18 protein-coding genes and 1 pseudogene are annotated in these 17,493 nt (G+C 64.6%); 4 read left to right on the plus strand and 15 right to left on the minus strand.

Annotated features, from left to right (window positions below):
- The 3 genes and pseudogenes from AC1DJW_RS16580 to AC1DJW_RS16590 form a co-directional block, all read left to right on the plus strand.
- A pseudogene (locus AC1DJW_RS16580) lies at positions 1–151 on the plus strand (GTP 3',8-cyclase MoaA); the annotation flags it as partial.
- Positions 152–155: 4 nt separating this feature from the next.
- Positions 156–422, plus strand: coding sequence for a MoaD/ThiS family protein (locus AC1DJW_RS16585; RefSeq protein ID WP_284752698.1), 267 nt, complete (start codon positions 156–158; stop codon positions 420–422).
- Between the two features lie 80 nt (positions 423–502).
- A complete protein-coding gene (locus tag AC1DJW_RS16590; RefSeq protein WP_390282683.1) occupies positions 503–796 on the plus strand; it encodes a hypothetical protein in 294 nt (97 codons plus the stop codon).
- 25 nt (positions 797–821) lie between these two features.
- Here AC1DJW_RS16590 and AC1DJW_RS16595 read toward each other — a convergent pair whose 3' ends face one another.
- The 9 genes from AC1DJW_RS16595 to truB all read right to left on the minus strand — a co-directional run bounded on the left by AC1DJW_RS16595 (position 822) and on the right by truB (position 9,607).
- A complete protein-coding gene (locus AC1DJW_RS16595) occupies positions 822–1,283 on the minus strand; it encodes a DUF1579 family protein (RefSeq protein ID WP_284752696.1) in 462 nt (153 codons plus the stop codon).
- Positions 1,284–1,439: 156 nt separating this feature from the next.
- Positions 1,440–2,783, minus strand: a complete 1,344-nt coding sequence (locus AC1DJW_RS16600) for a M16 family metallopeptidase (protein WP_284752695.1) — start codon at positions 2,781–2,783, stop codon at positions 1,440–1,442.
- A gap of 154 nt (positions 2,784–2,937) precedes the next feature.
- Positions 2,938–5,202: a polyribonucleotide nucleotidyltransferase gene (locus AC1DJW_RS16605; RefSeq protein ID WP_284752694.1), complete on the minus strand. Its 2,265-nt coding sequence runs from the start codon at positions 5,200–5,202 to the stop codon at positions 2,938–2,940.
- Positions 5,203–5,456: 254 nt separating this feature from the next.
- A complete protein-coding gene (gene rpsO, locus AC1DJW_RS16610; RefSeq protein ID WP_028266602.1) occupies positions 5,457–5,726 on the minus strand; it encodes a 30S ribosomal protein S15 in 270 nt (89 codons plus the stop codon).
- 188 nt (positions 5,727–5,914) lie between these two features.
- A complete protein-coding gene (kynA, locus tag AC1DJW_RS16615; protein ID WP_390282684.1) occupies positions 5,915–6,769 on the minus strand; it encodes a tryptophan 2,3-dioxygenase in 855 nt (284 codons plus the stop codon).
- Positions 6,770–6,778: 9 nt separating this feature from the next.
- Positions 6,779–7,762 (minus strand): bifunctional riboflavin kinase/FAD synthetase, encoded by a 984-nt coding sequence (locus AC1DJW_RS16620; RefSeq protein WP_284752692.1) that lies wholly within the window; start codon positions 7,760–7,762, stop codon positions 6,779–6,781.
- A gap of 116 nt (positions 7,763–7,878) precedes the next feature.
- Positions 7,879–8,328 carry a hypothetical protein gene (locus AC1DJW_RS16625; RefSeq protein WP_459340811.1) on the minus strand — a complete coding sequence of 150 codons (450 nt, stop codon included), beginning with the start codon at positions 8,326–8,328 and terminating at the stop codon, positions 7,879–7,881.
- Between the two features lie 2 nt (positions 8,329–8,330).
- Positions 8,331–8,684, minus strand: coding sequence for a hypothetical protein (locus tag AC1DJW_RS16630; protein ID WP_390282687.1), 354 nt, complete (start codon positions 8,682–8,684; stop codon positions 8,331–8,333).
- 2 nt (positions 8,685–8,686) lie between these two features.
- The gene (truB, locus tag AC1DJW_RS16635; protein WP_476901892.1) at positions 8,687–9,607 is read right to left on the minus strand and encodes a tRNA pseudouridine(55) synthase TruB; all 921 of its coding nucleotides are present in this window, start codon (positions 9,605–9,607) and stop codon (positions 8,687–8,689) included.
- Positions 9,608–9,693: 86 nt separating this feature from the next.
- On the opposite strand from truB, the gene AC1DJW_RS16640 reads away from it, so the two are divergent.
- Positions 9,694–10,848: a pyridoxal phosphate-dependent aminotransferase gene (locus AC1DJW_RS16640; RefSeq protein ID WP_476901893.1), complete on the plus strand. Its 1,155-nt coding sequence runs from the start codon at positions 9,694–9,696 to the stop codon at positions 10,846–10,848.
- A gap of 3 nt (positions 10,849–10,851) precedes the next feature.
- On the opposite strand, the gene AC1DJW_RS16645 is transcribed toward AC1DJW_RS16640, so the two are convergent.
- The 6 genes from AC1DJW_RS16645 to rimP form a co-directional block, all read right to left on the minus strand.
- Positions 10,852–11,337 carry a nucleoside deaminase gene (locus tag AC1DJW_RS16645; RefSeq protein ID WP_390282689.1) on the minus strand — a complete coding sequence of 162 codons (486 nt, stop codon included), beginning with the start codon at positions 11,335–11,337 and terminating at the stop codon, positions 10,852–10,854.
- Positions 11,338–11,453: 116 nt separating this feature from the next.
- A complete protein-coding gene (rbfA, locus tag AC1DJW_RS16650) occupies positions 11,454–11,963 on the minus strand; it encodes a 30S ribosome-binding factor RbfA (RefSeq protein ID WP_390282690.1) in 510 nt (169 codons plus the stop codon).
- A 279-nt stretch (positions 11,964–12,242) separates the two neighbouring features.
- Positions 12,243–15,089: a translation initiation factor IF-2 gene (gene infB / locus AC1DJW_RS16655; protein ID WP_390282691.1), complete on the minus strand. Its 2,847-nt coding sequence runs from the start codon at positions 15,087–15,089 to the stop codon at positions 12,243–12,245.
- Positions 15,090–15,241: 152 nt separating this feature from the next.
- Positions 15,242–15,583, minus strand: a complete 342-nt coding sequence (locus AC1DJW_RS16660) for a YlxR family protein (protein ID WP_284752684.1) — start codon at positions 15,581–15,583, stop codon at positions 15,242–15,244.
- A 224-nt stretch (positions 15,584–15,807) separates the two neighbouring features.
- On the minus strand, positions 15,808–16,788 hold the full coding sequence (nusA, locus tag AC1DJW_RS16665; protein ID WP_284752683.1) for a transcription termination factor NusA: 981 nt from the start codon (positions 16,786–16,788) through the stop codon (positions 15,808–15,810).
- The gene (rimP, locus tag AC1DJW_RS16670) at positions 16,788–17,411 is read right to left on the minus strand and encodes a ribosome maturation factor RimP (protein WP_059387824.1); all 624 of its coding nucleotides are present in this window, start codon (positions 17,409–17,411) and stop codon (positions 16,788–16,790) included. The genes nusA and rimP overlap by 1 nt, the downstream gene beginning before the upstream one ends.
- Positions 17,412–17,493 lie beyond the last annotated feature (82 nt).

The raw sequence follows: 17,493 nt of genomic DNA on the forward strand, positions 1-17,493 counted from the left end.
CCTTCGCTCCGGAGCGGACGACGAGGAACTCGCCCAACGCTGGCAAGACGCCATGTGGATCAAACCCAAAGCCCACGGCATGGACCACACCGGCCTCGGCGCACCCGACTTCATCCAACCGGACCGCAGCATGAGCGCCATCGGAGGCTGAGACTTTGCTCGTAAGATACTTCGCTGCCGCGCGCGCCGCGGCGGGCGTCGAAGAGGAACACCACGATCTTCCGGAAGGAACCAGCCTGGACGGACTGATCGCGGCCGTGCTCGCCGTCGAACGTCCGGAACCACCGGCCGGCACGCCGCCCCTGGCCCGGATCATTTCGCGCAGCAGCTTCCTGCGCAACGAGGTGGCAGTCCGCGACCATTCGGCCGCTCTCGGTGCGGACGACGTCGTCGACGTCCTCCCGCCGTTTGCCGGCGGCTGAGCCGGCCACAGCCGAAGGGTGGCTCCCCGGGTCCAACGAGCCTACGCTGTGCCTATCCGCGCAATAGCAAAGGAAGAGCCATGTACACCCTCCTGATCGAACACGCTGTGAACGACTTCGGCGCATGGAAGCGGTCCTTCGACTCGGATCCGGCAGATCGCGCCGGGTCCGGCGTTATTTCCTACAGGGTCTCCAGGTCCTTGGACGATTCGCAGCGGGTCCTGATCGAGCTTGATTTCGCCGGGCGGGAGCAAGCCGAATCAATGCTGGACACCTTGCGGACCAGGGTGTGGAGTGGACCTGGAAGGCCTGCCTCGCTCGATGGTATGCCCGATGCCCGGATCGTTGAGTCGATGGAGGCCAGGATCCTCTGAATGCCGTGCCTGCTTGACGTGAGCCCTAGACGCGCCTGCAGACAGAGATCATGAACGGGCTGAACGTCGCGGCGTCCCCAAGCCTCAGTTCCGCCATGTGGGTCAGCACGCCGCCGTCCACCTTGAAAGTGTGCCGAGCGGTCCCGCGAGGGCTACGCCTCTCAAGCCTGAGTGTGCCGTCCTCCCAATGCCCGCGGGCCGGAGCTTCCGGCGGCCGGCCCATGCTGTCCACGTAGTACCACAAGGTGTCCCCGTGGTCCGGGTCAACGGTAAAGACACCGTGCCCCTCGAAATGAGTGCCGTCGGGCTCAATGTGCCGGTAGCTTTGCACCAAGGCGTAACCTCCCGCCGCGCGAGAAAAAGTCACCTCGGCGTCGGCGGTCCGGGCGGGTCCCCACGGCGACGCCGCAAGCTCGGTACTCCCCCGCCAATGACCCAGGAAGGCTTCCAGCGCAGTGTGTGCATGACTCTTCAATGGCTCGTTCATGGCGACTCCTGCGCGAGACGATGGATACGTCACCATCATGTTCCCCATCGAGCAGGCGCGTCCAGCCTTCCCCACCGGACATGCCCCCTGTTCCAGGCCAGGAGTGGACATATCAGGACTATGTCCACTCCTAAGCTCGAACGAGGGGCATGTCCCTCAGAGGCCGAACGTCTCGGTTTCCTCGAAGGGCCCGACGACGGTCACGGTGCGGGGGGCTTCGGCGAGCACCCGGGCGAGTTCCTGGACCTGCTCGGCGGTGACGGCCTTGATGCGGTCCAGCGTCTCGTCGATGTCCTGGAATTCGCCCGAGACGAGTTCGGCGCGGCCAAGGCGGGACATCCGGGAACCGGTGTCTTCCAGCGCCAGGACGATTCCGCCGCACAATTGGCCCACAGCCTTGCGCAATTCCTCGTCGGTGATTCCGTCAGCAGCGAGCTTGTCCAGTTCGGCGCCCAGGAGTTCCAGGACCTGCTTGACCTTCGACGGTGTGCAGCCGGCGTACATGCCGAAGTAGCCCGCGTCCGCATAAGCGGAGGCAAAGGAGTAGGTGGAATAGACGAGGCCCCGCTTTTCGCGGATCTCCTGGAAGAGGCGTGAAGACATGCCACCGCCAAGGACCGCGTTCAGCACGCTCATCACGAAGCGACGATCGTCGGTGGCCACGATCGAGGGGCAACCCATGATGATGTTGGCCTGCTCCACGGGGCGCTTGATCACATGCAGCCCTGCGGTACCCGTGATGTCCGCCCGCTCGGTGGGGCGGCGCTCAACAGGGGCAGCGGCGTCCTTCAGCTCCCACCCGGCCGTCCGCAAGGCATCGAGCACGAGGCGGCACACGACGTCGTGGTCCAGGCCACCGGCGGCGGTGATGACGATTTCGTCCGGCCGGTAATAGCGCTGGTAGTGTGCCCACACGGAATCCCGGGACACGGCCTTGATGGCGGCAGGGGTGCCCCCGATCGGGCGCCCCAGCGGATGCACACCGAGAACGGCAGCCACGAAGTTTTCATGCGCGACGTCGGTGGGGTCATCGCTGTCCATGGCGATTTCCTCAAGGATCACGTCGCGTTCCTGTTCAAGTTCGGCAGGATCCAGAACTGCACCGGTGATCATGTCGGCAATGACGTCGATAGCCATAGGGAGGTCCGTGTCCAGCACGCGGGCGAAGTAGCACGTGCTTTCCTTCGCGGTGGCCGCGTTGGATTCGCCGCCGACCTCGTCGAAAGCGGAAGCGATCTCCAGGGCTGTGCGCTTCTTGGTGCCTTTGAACAAGAGATGCTCAAGGAAGTGGGTGGAGCCGTGCTGGCCGTCCGCCTCGTCCCGGGAGCCGACCCCCACCCAGAATCCGATGGTTGCCGAACGCTGCCCGGGCATGGCCTCAGTGAGCACCCGGACGCCTCCCGGAAGCACTGAACGCCGGACAACGGAGCCGCCTTCGGCACCATGGATCAATTCGCCGCCGGGCACGGTCTGCGCCAATGGGAGGGGTACGACAGTCATCAAGACCTTTCAGTTCTGCGGGAAATCACGGGTGCCAAATCTGGCTGCAATCGTACCAGCGGGCGCATCGCCCTTGGGACGGGAATCCGTTGTTAAAACCCGGCAGGACCGGTGGACATGTCCACCGGTCCTGCCGCGTGTTTGCCGGTTCAGGCTACTCGGCGGAAACTTCAGCCCCTTCGGCGGGAGCTTCCTCGGAGGCGGCGCCTTCTTCCTCGGCCACAACCGGGGAGAGGGAGAGCTTGCCGCGGTCGTCGATCTTGGTGATCTCGACCTGGATCTTCTGGCCCACGGAGACGACGTCGTCGACGTTGTCCACGCGCTTGCCGCTGGCCAGCTTGCGCAGCTCGGAGATGTGCAGCAGGCCGTCCTTGCCCGGAGTCAGGGAAACGAACGCACCGAAGGTGGTGGTCTTGACGACCGTGCCCAGGTAACGCTCACCGATTTCCGGGACCTGCGGGTTGGCGATGGCGTTGATCGCGGCGCGGGCTGCTTCTGCAGACGGGCCGTTGGTAGCGCCGATGTAGACCGTGCCGTCGTCCTCGATGGAGATGTCGGCGCCGGTGTCTTCCTGGATCTGGTTGATCATCTTGCCCTTGGGGCCAATAACCTCACCGATCTTGTCAACGGGGATGTTGACGGCGATCACGCGCGGTGCGAACTCGGAGAGCTCATCCGGGGTGTCGATGGCGGCGTTGATGACGTCCAGGATGTGCAGGCGGGCTTCGCGGGCCTGCTTCAGGGCTGCGGCCAGGACCGATGCGGGGATGCCGTCGAGCTTGGTGTCCAGCTGGATGGCCGTGACGAACTCGGAAGTACCGGCAACCTTGAAGTCCATGTCGCCGAAAGCGTCTTCGGCGCCGAGGATGTCGGTCAGGGCAGCGTAGCGGGTCTGGCCGTCAACCTGGTCGGAAACCAGGCCCATGGCGATACCGGCAACAGCGGCCTTCAGCGGCACGCCTGCGTTGAGCAGGGACAGCGTGGAGGCACAGACGGAACCCATCGACGTCGAACCGTTGGAGCCGAGGGCCTCGGACACCTGGCGGATGGCGTACGGGAATTCCTCGCGGGACGGCAGAACCGGAACCAGGGCACGCTCGGCGAGTGCACCGTGGCCGATTTCGCGGCGCTTCGGGGAGCCGACGCGGCCGGTTTCACCGGTGGAGTACGGCGGGAAGTTGTAGTTGTGCATGTAGCGCTTGCGCGTGACGGGAGACAGCGAGTCGATCTGCTGTTCCATCTTGAGCATGTTCAGCGTGGTGACACCCATGATCTGGGTTTCGCCGCGCTCGAAGATGGCGGAACCGTGAACGCGGGGCAGGACCTCTACCTCGGCGGTCAGCTGGCGGATGTCCGTCAGGCCACGGCCGTCGATGCGGATCTGGTCCTTGAGGATGCGCTGGCGGACAACCTGCTTGGTCAAGGAGCGGAAGGCTGCGGACAGTTCCTTCTCGCGGCCCTCGAACTCGCCGGCGAGGGCGCCAAGGACTTCGTCCTTGAGTTCGTCGGAAGCGTTGTCGCGGTCCTGCTTGTCGGCGATCTGGAAGACAGCAGCGAGCTTCTCGGCAGCGGCAGCTTCAACAGCGGCGTAAACGTCGTCCTGGTAGTCCAGGAAGACCGGGAATTCAACCGTCGGCTTGGCAGCGCGGGCGGCCAGGTCAGCCTGGGCCTCGCACAGGGCCTTGATGAACGGCTTGGCGGCCTCGAGGCCTTCGGAAACGACCTCTTCGGTGGGAGCGGTGGCGCCCTGTTCCTTGATGAGGTTCCAGGAGTTGTCCGTGGCTTCGGCTTCAACCATCATGATGGCGACGTCGTCCCCGTCGGGACCCGACACAACACGGCCGGCAACAACCATGTTGAAGACGGCGTTCTCGAGCTGGGAGTGCTTCGGGAAAGCAACCCATTCGGTGCCCTGTTCGTCGGCGATGAGGGCGACGCGGACGCCACCGATCGGGCCGGAGAACGGGAGTCCGGAGAGCTGGGTGGACATGGACGAGGCGTTGATGGCCACGACGTCGTAGAGCTCGTCCGGGTTGATCGCCAGGACGGTGACGACGATCTGGACCTCGTTGCGCAGGCCCTTGACGAACGCGGGACGCAGGGGGCGGTCCATGAGGCGGCAAGCCAGGATGGCTTCGGTGGACGGGCGGCCTTCACGGCGGAAGAACGAGCCCGGGATGCGGCCGGCGGCGTACATGCGCTCTTCGACGTCGACGGTCAGCGGGAAGAAGTCGAAGCCTTCACGCGGGGACTTGCCTGCGGTGGTTGCGGACAGCAGTGCGGTGTCTTCGTCGATGTAGACCATCGCGGCGCCGGCTGCCTGCTTGGCGAGGCGGCCGGTTTCGAAGCGGATAACACGCTTGCCGAAGCGGCCGTTGTCGATGATGGCTTCTGAGAACTGGATTTCGGGACCCTCCATTGAGAGTCACCTCCGTTTCTTGTTTAGCGGAAGTCCTCCCGCATCGACCCAGGCCAGCGTCTGTTCCTGGCCTGTACGACACCCGGTCATCGATCGAGACCCACGGGCTGTGCCTTCATCGCAGAAGGCTACTCCCGGGGATCACTACCGAGGACCGCGAATGCGCGATGCGGTTGAACTCCTGTTAAGTGTTGGATTTAGTTTTGGAGAAAAGGCGGCCCGTTCCGCGGAGGATCGGGCCGCCCGAAGTCAAACTAGCGGCGCAGGCCGAGGCGCTCGATGAGCGCACGGTAGCGGGCAATGTCAGTCTTCTTGAGGTAGCCCAGCATGCGCTTGCGACGACCAACCATGGCCAGCAGACCGCGCTGGGTGTGGAAGTCGTGCTTGTGCTCCTTCATGTGCTCAGTCAGATCCTTGATCCGCTGAGTCAGGACTGCAATCTGGACCTCCGGCGAACCAGTGTCGCCCTTGGACGTTGCGTATGCCTCGATGATGGACTGCTTAACAGCGGCTTCAAGTGCCACGTGAACTCCTAGAGTTGTGCCGTGCGTCCCGATTCAGCGCCTCGCTGCCGGGTTGTAATGTGCCGATGACCGCACACAAAACAGGTCCAGCCGCCACGGACTGCAGCCGGATCCATCCCTCAGTTTACCGGCAGCCCGGCAATGTTGTCGAAAGCTGCCGTGTGACCCTCATCAAAGGCGGGCGCCGCTCACTGCCCGATCTCGGTCCGGACGGCGAAAAGCTCGGGGAAGAACGTCAAGTCAAGGGCCTTCTTCAGGAAGGAAACACCGCTCGAACCTCCGGTTCCCTTCTTCATGCCGATGGTCCGCTGCACCGTGCGGAGGTGCCGGAACCGCCACAATTGGAAGTTGTCTTCCAGGTCCACCAGTTCCTCGCAGGCTTCGTAGGCCGCCCAGTTGTCTGCCGCGTGTTCGTAGATGTGCTTGAACAGGGGCAAGAGCTCCGGGGCGAACTCGTGGGCTTGGGTGACGTCCCGGTCCAGGACGGACCGCGGAACCTCGTAGCCGTGCCGGTCCAGGTAGGCCAGGAATTCGTCGTAGATGCTCGGGGCATGCAGGAGCTCCTCCAGCATGGTCCTGGACTCCGGATCCGATTCGAACACCGGCAACATCTTGGCGTTCTTGTTGCCGAGGATGAACTCCACGGCGCGGTACTGGCTCGACTGGAACCCCGAGGCGTTGCCTAGGAAGCCGCGGAACTGGGAGTACTCGGTAGGAGTGAGGGTGGCGAGCACAGACCATTGCTCGGTAAGGGTCTTCTGGATGTGCTTGACCCGCGCGATGGCCTTGAGTGCTGAGCCCAGGTCGTCTTGGCGCAGCCACTCGGCGGCACTGCGAAGCTCGTGCAGGACCAGCTTCAGCCACAGTTCGGTGGTCTGGTGCTGGATGATGAACAATAGCTCGTCATGGTGTTCGGGCTGGCTGACGGGTTGCTGGGCGCTGAGCAGCAAGGGCAACTGCAGGTAGGATCCGTAGCTCATGCGTGAGCTGAAATCCTTGACGATGCCTTCGTCGAGCGGCCGGGTGTTCTTCTCAACGCTCACGGTGCGGGACTACTTCTTCAGCAGGAGATCGTGGGCCTGGACGACGTCCAGCCGCATCTGCTCCACCAGGGCCTCGGGTCCACGATAGGCCACCATGCCTCGCAGCCTGGCCGTGAATTCCACCACGACGGTCTGGCCGTAGAGGTTGAAGTCCTCCACCGCTTCCTCCGGGCGGTCGATCACGTGCGCTTCCACCTGGCGGCTCACGCCGTCGAATGTGGGGTTGGAACCTACCGAAATCGCGGCGGGCCAGCGGGTTCCGGACTCGTCCACGAGCCAGCCGGCGTAGATTCCGTCCGCGGGGACGTAGCCCGTGGCGCCGTGGTCCAGGTTTGCCGTGGGAAAGCCCAGGGCGCGTCCGCGCGCGGCGCCATGGACCACTTCGCCGCGCATCCTGTGCGGGCGGCCGAGGACGGCGGCGGCGGTCTCGACGTCGCCCTCAGCAAGGGCCTCGCGCACCCAAGTGGAGGAACAGCGGCGGTCCGTGCCGCCGTCGTCGTGTACTGGAAAGCCTTCCGCGCCGAACTCATTGACCACGTGGACGCCGAACCCCAGTTCCTTGCCCAATTCCTGCATGGTGCCGACGTCGCCGGAATTTCCCACACCGAAACGGAGATCGTGGCCCACAACAACGTGCGCCGCGTGAAGCCCGTCCAGCAGGACCTTGACGACGAATTCTTCAGGAGTCATTGCCGCGAGCGTGAGGTTGTATTTCATGACGAGGACAGCGTCCACGCCCGTGTCCGCCAGGGCATCGAGCTTGTCCTGCAGACCCATGAGGAGCTCCGGTGCGGAGTCGGGCCGATGGACCAGGGCCGGGTGGGGATCGAAAGTCACGACAACGGACTGCGCGCCGTGCTGCCCTGCGGTGCGCAAGAGTTGCGTCAGCACTTGCTGGTGGCCCCGATGGACGCCGTCAAAGTTGCCGATGGTAACGACGCTGGGACCGAAATCCTCGGGGACCTCGGTGGGATCGTTCCAGATGTGGACCATCAACCTCGCCTTTTACTGCTGGTATTCACTATGCCCGGTGCCTGCTCCGGCGCCGGAATTCTCTAAGGTTACCCGCTCTCAGGGGGCGCCCTTGCCCGGTGGCGGAGCCCCGATTTCTACTGCGGGAGCCGCGCGGGCCGCCGACGGTAGAGCCACAGCAGGCCCAGGATCGGCAGGATCAGCGGCACAAAGCCGTATCCACGTCCGAACAGGGACCATACGGTGTCGTGCGGGAAAGCCACAGGATCGAAAAGGCTGATGGCACCAACCACCACCACTCCGACCATCTCTACGAGGACGGCCGCGAGCGATACCTTGAACCACGTGCGGCCCGGCTTCGCGAGGGAGACCGTGGCCACGATGTACACGACGGCGGCGAAGGCCGAGAGGATGTGGGCCAGGGGAGCATCCGAGAACTTGGTCAGGATCTGGTAGCCGGCACGGGCGGTGGCCGAGATCGCGAAAACCGCGTAGACCGCAATCAACAGCCTCCCGGGCCCGGTATTGCGGGTGTCCGGGTTCTTCTTCCCGGTGGTTTCAACAGTCACTTCGTGTGCTTCTTCCAATGTCAGTACCAGATCTGGTTCATGCGGGCCGCCATGACCAATGCGGTGACGCCCACGGCGCCCATGACGAAATTGCTCCAACGGGTCCGTTCCAGGATGGACCAGTACACCGCGACGATGGGGAGTATGAGAGCCGTGATGATGTAGCCCCAGAATTCCCAGGGCTCCCCAGCGATTTTTTCACCCATCGCCACGCGGATGATCGATCCCACCAGATAGACCAGCAGGACGAGTTCGACGGCGGCAACGGACAGTATGGTGACGTCGTTGGGGGCCTTCTTCATGATGCCCGCCACGACGCAAATGATCGTGGACAGCAGGCCCACTATCAGGACAGCGTAAAAGTATCCGTCCATGGCTAGTGTTCCTGCTTTTCGTTGTCAGGGGCGAACACAAGGACAGGCTTGGCGAAACTCCCCGCGTCGGCCAACAGCGCCACGAGTTCCCCTGAGGGAGAGAACGCGGCAGCCGGGTTCTCGGCGGTGGCGGCGTCGGCCGTGCCGGCAGCGGGTCCCGCGGCGATCCTGCGGCCAAAAGAAATTTCGGTGGTTTCGGCGTCGCTCAGTTCCCGGTTGGGCATGAGTGCCCGGGCAGCGGCGGACATGTCGAGGACTTCCAGTTCCTCGGCAAGCTGTTCGAGGGTGCGGGCTTGCTCCAGGGAGTATGGCCCCACGTGGGTGCGGCGCAGCGCCGTGAGATGGCCGCCGACGTCAAGGGCCTCGCCCAGGTCGCGCGCCAGCGCGCGGATGTACGTGCCCGAGGAGCACTCGACGGTCACATCGATGTCTACTACCCTGCCGCCGTCGACCCTCCGGATGGCGTGGATCTCGAAACGGTGGATGGTCACGGGCCGGGCGGCAAGCTTGACCTCTTGCCCCGAACGGACGCGCGCGTAGGACCGTTCGCCGTTGACTTTGATGGCGCTGACGCTGCTGGGAACCTGCTGGATCTCGCCGCTGAGCTGCGCGACGCCGTCGCGGATGGCGTCCTCAGTGACTCCGGCGGCGCTGCGGCTTGCGGTGATGTCGCCTTCGGCATCGTCCGTGATGGTCGATTCGCCGAGCCGGATGGTGGCGGAGTACGTCTTGGACGTGCCCACGATGTACGTCAACAGGCGCGTCGCCTTGTTGATGCCAAGCACAAGCACCCCGGTGGCCATGGGGTCCAGGGTCCCCGCATGGCCCACTTTCCGGGTACCGGCCAGTCGCCGCATCCGTCCAACCACATCGTGGCTGGTCCATCCTTGCGGCTTGTCAACGATTACCAGTCCAGAAAGCACGCCTCCCAGTATATCCGCGCCGGGGCATGCGTCCTGCGGCCTGCGGCTTCCCTGAACGCTCCGGGACCGCGGCTAAGATGGCTCCCATGCCTGAGCTTGCCGCACATGTCCGCGAAGTGCCCGTGAACCAGATCCGCGAGATCACCGAGGCCGCGTGGAGCACCCCCGGGGCGATTGTCCTCAGCATCGGCGAGCCCGGCTTCGCGCTGCCCCGGCACATCCTGGACGCGGGGATCGCATGCCTGGACAGGGACGAGACCAACTACACCCCCAATGCCGGGATCCCGGCCCTGCGTGAGGCCTTTGCCGCCCGCTTCCGTGCCCACAACAAGGTGGATGTCGGGGCGGAGCGCGTGTACGTCGTGGACGGAGCCCAGCAGGGGCTGCACTTCGCGATGAGCCTGCTCCTCTCCCCCGGCGACGAGATCCTGATTCCCAATCCGGGTTATCCCACTTTTGCCATGACAAGCCATTTGCTCCACGCCGTCCCGGTGCGGTATCCGCTCTACCCCGAGAACGAGTTCCAACCCCGCATCGAGGACATCGAGGCACTGATCACGCCCCGCACCAAGGTGCTGGTCCTGAATTCGCCGTCCAATCCCCTGGGCGCCGTGATTTGCGAGGAAACGACGCGCCAGCTGGTGGAATTGGCCGTCAAGCACGATCTGTGGATCATTTCGGATGAATGCTACGAAGCCTTCACCTTCGACGTTCCGCACACGAGTCCTGCCCGTTTCGACAGCACAGTTCCCGGGGAAGCGCGGGTCTTCACGTCCCTGACCCTGTCCAAAACGTACGGCCTGACGGGACTGCGGATCGGTGCGCTCATTTGCCCGCCGGGCCTGGAATGGAAGATGAACAACGTCATGGAAGCGATCGTTTCCTGCGTGGCTTCGCCTTCCCAGTACGCTGCGGTCGCGGCGCTGACCGGCCCGCAGGACTACGTGGACACGGCACGGGAGCATTACCGTTCCAACCGCGACGCCGCCTCGGCAGTGCTTGCCGGGAAGGGCATTCCCTTCCTGGGCGCGCAGGGGGCTTTCTATCTCTGGGCGGACGTCTCGCATGTGAGCGGCGGGAATGTGCGTGCTTGGGTGCGCACCTTCTTGGCGGACTCTGGAGTGGCCGTAGCGCCTGGCACCGCGTTCGGTTCCATCGGCGAAGGGTGGATCAGGATCGCGTTGTGCGGTGATCACCAGCAGCTGCTCGACGGCGTCGGGCGGCTTCCGGCGCGGGGGTGAACCTCAGTATTTGGTCCGGTTCTTGTGCCCGCGCCAGGCATCGAAAGGAGCCTCGGATGCGGCGACCTCCGTGTGCTGGACGGGCAGCAGTTCCGGCCTGTTGCCGTCGAAATATTCGTAGAACACGGCATCGTCGAAGCCTGCGGCTGCGGCACCGTACCGGTCCGCGGCAAAGTAGACCCGGCTTACCCGGCCCCATAGGGCGGCGGAGAGGCACAAGGGGCACGGTTCGCAGCTTGAGTAGAGCACGGAGCCGCTGAGGTCGAACCTTCCGAGCTCCGACGCGGCCCGCCGGATGGCCACCACTTCGGCGTGCGCTGTGGGGTCGTTGTCGCGGGTGACCCGGTTGACGCCGTCATGAAGCCGTCCGTCCGGGGTGACCACGACGGCGCCAAAAGGGCCGCCGCCGTCGGCCACGTTTTGAACCGCGAGCCGCACGGCGTGTTCAAGGTAGTCTTCGGGACTCTGAGCTGCATCGTGGGCCGCCATGCTCCGATCTTAGCGACGGACCATCAATTTGGCCCCGCTTTCCACGGTTAAACAAGCAGGACCAGATCCGGCAGTCTTGAGAACTGCGGATCCGGCCCTGTCCGGGAAGCGCCGGACTACTTGCCGCCGTCTTCGTCGATGTCTTCATCGGCACGGAGGTCGATGTCTTCTTCGTCAAAATCGTCTTCGTCGATGTCCGCATCCTGCGCGGCATCGCTCTTGTACGGGTCTGCGTCGCCAGCGTGTTTGGCGCCGGCGGCCAGCGCGGCCACCTCGGCGTCGCGCTGCTTGGCGGTGCGCAAGAGCTCCTCAAGGTTCGAGGCGTTGACCGGAATGAGGTCGGCAACGAATTCCAAGGTAGGAGTCAGCCGCACGGTAATGTTGCGGCCCACTTCCTGGCGCAAAACACCCTTGGCCTTCTCCAACGCCCGGGCGGCATCGGCCTGGGCAACCTCGTCACCGAAGACGGTGTAGTACACGGTGGCGTGCTGAAGATCGTTGGTGACGCGGGCATCGGTAATAGTGATGCCCTCAACCCGAGGATCCTTGATCCGCCGGCCAAGTGCCTCAGCAACAACAACCTTAATCCGCTGCGCCAACTTGGCAGCGCGTGCCGGATCAGCCATTTCTACTCCTAAAATTTGCGTACGACGGCGCGTTAGCAACTTGCGTACTTAAGTTCGGTGTGCGAGACGCGCCTAGTGCGAGTCTACGACCGGCCGCCGCGTTCCTCGGAGGCCGTTGGAGCCAATATGGGGGCCCGGGAGTGGCATCGGGCCTGCCGGAGCTGGGTGGCTGACGTCGCAAGACGTCAGCCACCCAGCGAAGGGGCGGGGCCCCCATATCGGCGGAAAGGGCCGGGGCCGCCGGAAGAATCCAACGGCCCCGCCCTCTACTTTTCGTGCTTAGACGCGCGGCTTTTCGCGCATCTCGAAGGTCTCGATGATGTCACCTTCGTTGATGTCGTTGTACGAGCCAAGACCGATACCACACTCGAAGTCCGTGCGGACCTCGGTGGCGTCGTCCTTGAAGCGCTTGAGCGTCTCAACGGTGAGGTTGTCGCCGATGACCTTGCCATCGCGGCTGACGCGTGCCTTCGTGTTACGGCGGATGATGCCCGAGCGCACGATGGAACCGGCGATGTTTCCGAACTTGGAAGAACGGAAGACTTCGCGGACCTCGGCGGTACCGAGCTGGACTTCCTCGTACTCCGGCTTGAGCATGCCCTTGAGGGCCAGCTCGATGTCATCGATTGCCGAGTAGATGACGGAGTAGAAGCGCATGTCCACGCCTTCACGATCGGCCAGTTCAGCCACGCGCTCGGCGGGCTTGACGTTGAAGCCGATGATGATGGCATTGTCCACCGTGGCGAGGTTGACGTCGTTCTGCGTGATGGCACCCACACCGCGGTGGATGACGCGCAGTTGAACGTCTTCGTCGCCGACATCGATCTTGAGCAGGGCGTCTTCGAGGGCTTCGACCGCACCGGAAACGTCACCCTTGAGGATGAGGTTGAGGGTGTCGATCTTGCCTTCGGCCACAGCCTTGTCGAAGTCTTCGAGGCTGATGCGCTTGCGGCGCTTGGCCAGGGCCGCGTTGCGGTCGGCTGCCTCGCGCTTTTCAGCGATCTGGCGGGCCGTACGCTCGTCGGAGGTCACCAGGAAGGTGTCGCCTGCACGCGGTACGTTGGACAGGCCCAGGACCTGGACAGGACGGGACGGAAGCGCGATGTCGAGGGCGTTGCCGTCTTCGTCGAACATGGCACGGACGCGGCCGTGGGCCGTACCGGCCACGATCGTGTCACCGACGGCCAGGGTACCGGACTGGACCAGGACGGTGGCCACGGAACCGCGGCCCTTGTCCAGGTTCGCTTCGATGGCAATGCCTCGAGCGTCCTTGTCCGGGTTGGCGCGCAGGTCCAAAGCGGCGTCTGCGGTCAGAAGCACGGCGTCGATCAGTTCGTCGATGTTGATGTTCTGGCGGGCAGAAACCTCAACGAACATGGTGTCGCCACCGTATTCTTCGGGAACCAGACCGTACTCGGTGAGCTGGCCCTTGACCTTGTCCGGGTTCGCACCTTCCTTGTCGATCTTGTTGACCGCGACGACGATCGGCACGTTGGCCGCTTGTGCGTGGTTGAGTGCTTCAACCGTCTGCGGCATGACGCCGTCGTCGGCTGCGACAACCAGGATGGCGATGTCGGTGACCTTGGCACCACGTGCACGCATGGCGGTGAACGCCTCGTGACCAGGGGTGTCAATGAAGGTGATGTCGCGCGGAGTGCCTTCGTGGACGTGGCTGATCTGGTAGGCACCGATGTGCTGCGTGATGCCGCCGTGTTCACCGGCAACCACGTTGGTCTTCCGGATGGCATCGAGCAGTCGGGTCTTACCGTGGTCAACGTGACCCATGACGGTGACAACCGGGGGACGCGGTTCGAGGACGTCGTCGCCTTCGGCTTCCAGTTCGGCATCGAGATCGATGTCGAAGGAGTCGAGGAGCTCGCGCTCTTCGTCTTCCGGAGAGACCACCTGTACCTTGTAGCCGAGTTCGGCGCCGAGCAGGCCGAAGGTGTCTTCGTCCAGCGACTGCGTAGCCGTTGCCATTTCACCGAGGTGGAACAGCACGGTCACCAGTGCGGCGGGGTTCGCCTCGATCTTGTCGGCGAAGTCCGTGATGGACGAGCCACGACGCAGCCGGACCACGGTGTTGCCGTCGCCGCGGGGTACGGATACGCCACCCAGCGACGGAGCACTCATCTGCTCCAGTTCCTGACGCTTTGCACGCTTCGACTTGCGCTGCTTGCCGCGTCCTGCGCCACCCTTACCGAAGGCACCCTGGGTACCGCCGCGTCCGCGGCCGCCCTTGCCGAAGCCACCGCCGGCGGGAGCTCCGCCACCGGTGCCTGCGCCAGGAGCGCCACCCGGACGGCCGGGGCCGCCACCGGGACGGCCTGCGCCACCCGGACGACCAGCGCCACCGGGAGCGGGACGCTCGGTGCGGTTGGGCATCATGCCCGGGCTGGGACGGTTTCCTGCGGGTCCACCTGCGGGACGCGGAGCGCCCGGACGGGGAGCACCGGGGCGCGGAGCACCCGGACGCGGACCACCGGAACCGGCTGCGGGGCGGGGACCGCCTGCGCCGGCCGCGGGACGCGGACCGCCGGGACGCTCGCCGTCAGTGCGGCCACCGGAACGGGGCATGCCCTGCGAGGTTGCGAAGGGGTTGTTGCCCGGACGGGGAGGACGCTCGCCGTCGCCACGGCCGCGGGGCATGCCCTGCGAGGTCGCGAACGGGTTGTTGCCCGGACGTGGGCCACCGGGCCGCGGAGCCTGGCTGCCCGGACGTGCCGGGGCAGGGGCTTCGGCCTTGGGTGCCGGACGGGCACCCGGCTTGGCGGAAATAGGACTTGCCGTAGCTGCGGGGGCCACAGGCGCTGCCGGGGCGGGGGTCTCAGCCTTGGGGGCGGGAACCGGAGCCTTGGGCGCAGCGGGGCCCGGAGCCGGGCGGGACGCTGCGGGCGCAGCAGGGGCAGCCGGTGCCGCGGGGGCTGCAATGCGAGGTGCTGCCGGGGCAGCCGCCTTTGCAGCGCCGGCGCCCGGGTAGGCGTCGCGAAGCTTCTTCACGACCGGTGCCTCAATTGTTGAAGAGGCGGAGCGAACGAATTCGCCCAATTCCTGCAGTTTTGTCACTGCATCTTTGGAAGTAATACCGAGCTCTTTGGCGAGCTCATGTACGCGGACCTTGGCCACATTTCTCCTGTCTCGGTCCGCACCGAGCCAGGCACGAACCGTCTAATTCTTACTGCGGGCCCCTGCCGCGAACGCGGCGGATAGGCCCTGTGCAGAGCGCAACAAAGTTGTCATCGTTGCGCACTCATCGCTGGGAACTCATCGGGTTTCCATCAGTTTTCTGACCCGCTTTCAGGTTTGGACGGTTTTCCTGCTTTCACGGGGGTGTCCGCAGGGGGTATGACTGCCGCCAGGTAGCTTTCCACGGCGGTGACTTCGCTTGCGCCCGCGAGGGCCCTTGCGAAAGCACGCCGTTTGCTTGCCAGCGTCAGGCATGTGGTGCTGGGATGCAGCCACGCACCCCGGCCAGCCATCCGGCGTCGTTCATCCACCAGGACGACGGGAGACCCGCCGCCTTCGGCGACAAGCCGGATCAACTCGCTCCGCTTGCCTTGTTTCCGGCATCCGATGCAGGTGCGCACAGGCTGGTGCCTGGTGTGAGGCAGTTCAGTCACTGGGTGTATCAACCTGCCTCAGTGTCTTTACCTGTCTTCTGCGGTTCTGCTTTGCTCGGCGCACGCCCTTGGCTTGTTGGGATTGTTGCCCCCACAAGCCGCGAGCACGCCAAAGCGCACGGATACCGGGCATAGGCCCGGTTCCATCTATTCTAAGCCCCCGAGGGCCCGGCCACAGAATCCACAAGGTGCGGGGATCCGGGGCTGGGCACCGTTTGGCGTGTTTAGTTGCCCTTGGCCGGAGCGGCGTCGGAGACGATGTCGATCCGCCAGCCGGTCAGCTTTGCTGCGAGCCGGGCGTTCTGGCCTTCCTTGCCGATGGCGAGGGACAGCTGATAGTCGGGAACAACCACGCGGGCGGAGCGCGTGGCCTCGTCGGTGATAGTGACGGAATTCACGCGCGACGGCGAAAGGGAGTTGGCGATGAAGGTCGCCGGATCGTCGCTGAAGTCGACAATGTCGATCTTTTCGTCGTTGAGTTCGGTCATGACGGCACGGACCCGGGAGCCCATTTCGCCGATGCAAGCACCCTTGGCGTTGATGCCGGGGGTGTTGGCTTTGACGGCCATCTTGGTCCGGTGGCCGGCCTCGCGTGCCAGTGCCACGATCTCGACGGAGCGGTCCGCGATCTCCGGGACCTCCAGTTCGAAAAGCTTCCGGACGAGGCCCGGGTGTGAACGCGACAGCGTGATGGAGGGTCCCTTGGCGCCGCGGTGGACGTCCACCACAAACGCACGCAGGCGGTTGCCGTGGGTGTACTTCTCACCCGGCACCTGTTCGGGCGGCGGCAACAGTGCTTCGACGGAACCGAGGTTCACCTGGATCATGTGCGGGTTGTTGCCCTGCTGGATCAGGCCGGCGACGAGTTCGCCTTCACGGCCCTTGAATTCGCCGAGGACGTTGTCGTCCTCGACGTCGCGCAGCCGCTGCAGGATGATCTGCCGCGCGGTGCTTGCCGCAATGCGGCCGAATCCCGCAGGGGTGTCCTCGAACTCGCCGACGGCTTCGCCGTCGTCGTCGATTTCCGTGGCCCAAATGGTCACGTGGCCGCTCTTGCGGTCCAGCTCGGCACGGGCCTTTTCGAAAGCGCCCGGCGTCTTGTGGTATGCCACCAGGAGCGCCTGCTCGATGGTGGGAATCAGGAGGTCCAGCGGGATTTCACGCTCACGCTCCAGGAGTCTCAGCGCACTCATGTCAATATCCATTAGGCCTCCTCGGAAGGTCCGTTGTACTCGTCTTCCAGCACGGCCTCGTTGAGGTGGCTGAACTCTATCTCGACTTTTCCTTGGCGGATCCTGTCGAAAGGAATTTTCACGGGTTCGCCCTGCTTGGGCTTCATGCCCTTCTTGACCTCTTGCTCGGGAACCAGCGTGACGCCGTCGTCGTCGACGGACTGGATACGTCCCGTCAGGTTCTCTCCCTGGATCACGTTGACCTTGACCATGCGTCCGCGGGCCCGGTGCCAGTGGCGGGGCTCCGTGAGGGGCCGGCCGACGCCGGGCGAGGAGACCTCGAGGTCGTAAGGGCGGCCGTCGGTCCGGGGATCGTTGTCCAGGATGTCCGAGAGCGCCCTGGAGATTTCCGCGATGACGTCCAGGCTGACGCCGCCGGTTTCCTCCTGGGGCAGGTCGATGACCACGTGGACTACCCGGTGTGAACCGGCAACGTGGATGGCAACATCCTCAAGATAGAGCCGGCTCGCCAGGACGGCAGGCTCCAGAAGCGCCTTCAGCCTGCTCTCCTCGGGGTTCCGGACCTCGTGTTGTGCTGGACTCGTCGGATCCGTTCCAGCCTGGTCTGTTGAAGTCGTGGCTTCCGAATGACTCACTGGCCAGCCGCCTCCCGATAGATGATGTTGTGACTACTAGCTTAACGACATTTGCGGCGGCGTGGTGCACGGGGCTCCTCTG

The organism is Arthrobacter sp. 05L417, from assembly GCF_056397865.1.

Excerpts from the sequence above, each read along its gene's own strand:
- AC1DJW_RS16620 (WP_284752692.1), bottom strand. The coding sequence starts at position 7,762 with ATGGTCCACATCTGGAACGATCCCACCGAGGTCCCCGAGGATTTCGGT.
- rbfA (WP_390282690.1), bottom strand. The coding sequence starts at position 11,963 with ATGGCTGATCCGGCACGCGCTGCCAAGTTGGCGCAGCGGATTAAGGTT.
- AC1DJW_RS16630 (WP_390282687.1), bottom strand. The coding sequence starts at position 8,684 with ATGGACGGATACTTTTACGCTGTCCTGATAGTGGGCCTGCTGTCCACG.
- AC1DJW_RS16600 (WP_284752695.1), bottom strand. The coding sequence starts at position 2,783 with ATGACTGTCGTACCCCTCCCATTGGCGCAGACCGTGCCCGGCGGCGAA.
- AC1DJW_RS16605 (WP_284752694.1), bottom strand. The coding sequence starts at position 5,202 with ATGGAGGGTCCCGAAATCCAGTTCTCAGAAGCCATCATCGACAACGGC.
- AC1DJW_RS16640 (WP_476901893.1), top strand. The coding sequence starts at position 9,694 with ATGCCTGAGCTTGCCGCACATGTCCGCGAAGTGCCCGTGAACCAGATC.
- AC1DJW_RS16595 (WP_284752696.1), bottom strand. The coding sequence starts at position 1,283 with ATGAACGAGCCATTGAAGAGTCATGCACACACTGCGCTGGAAGCCTTC.
- AC1DJW_RS16590 (WP_390282683.1), top strand. The coding sequence starts at position 503 with ATGTACACCCTCCTGATCGAACACGCTGTGAACGACTTCGGCGCATGG.
- AC1DJW_RS16645 (WP_390282689.1), bottom strand. The coding sequence starts at position 11,337 with ATGGCGGCCCACGATGCAGCTCAGAGTCCCGAAGACTACCTTGAACAC.
- nusA (WP_284752683.1), bottom strand. The coding sequence starts at position 16,788 with ATGGATATTGACATGAGTGCGCTGAGACTCCTGGAGCGTGAGCGTGAA.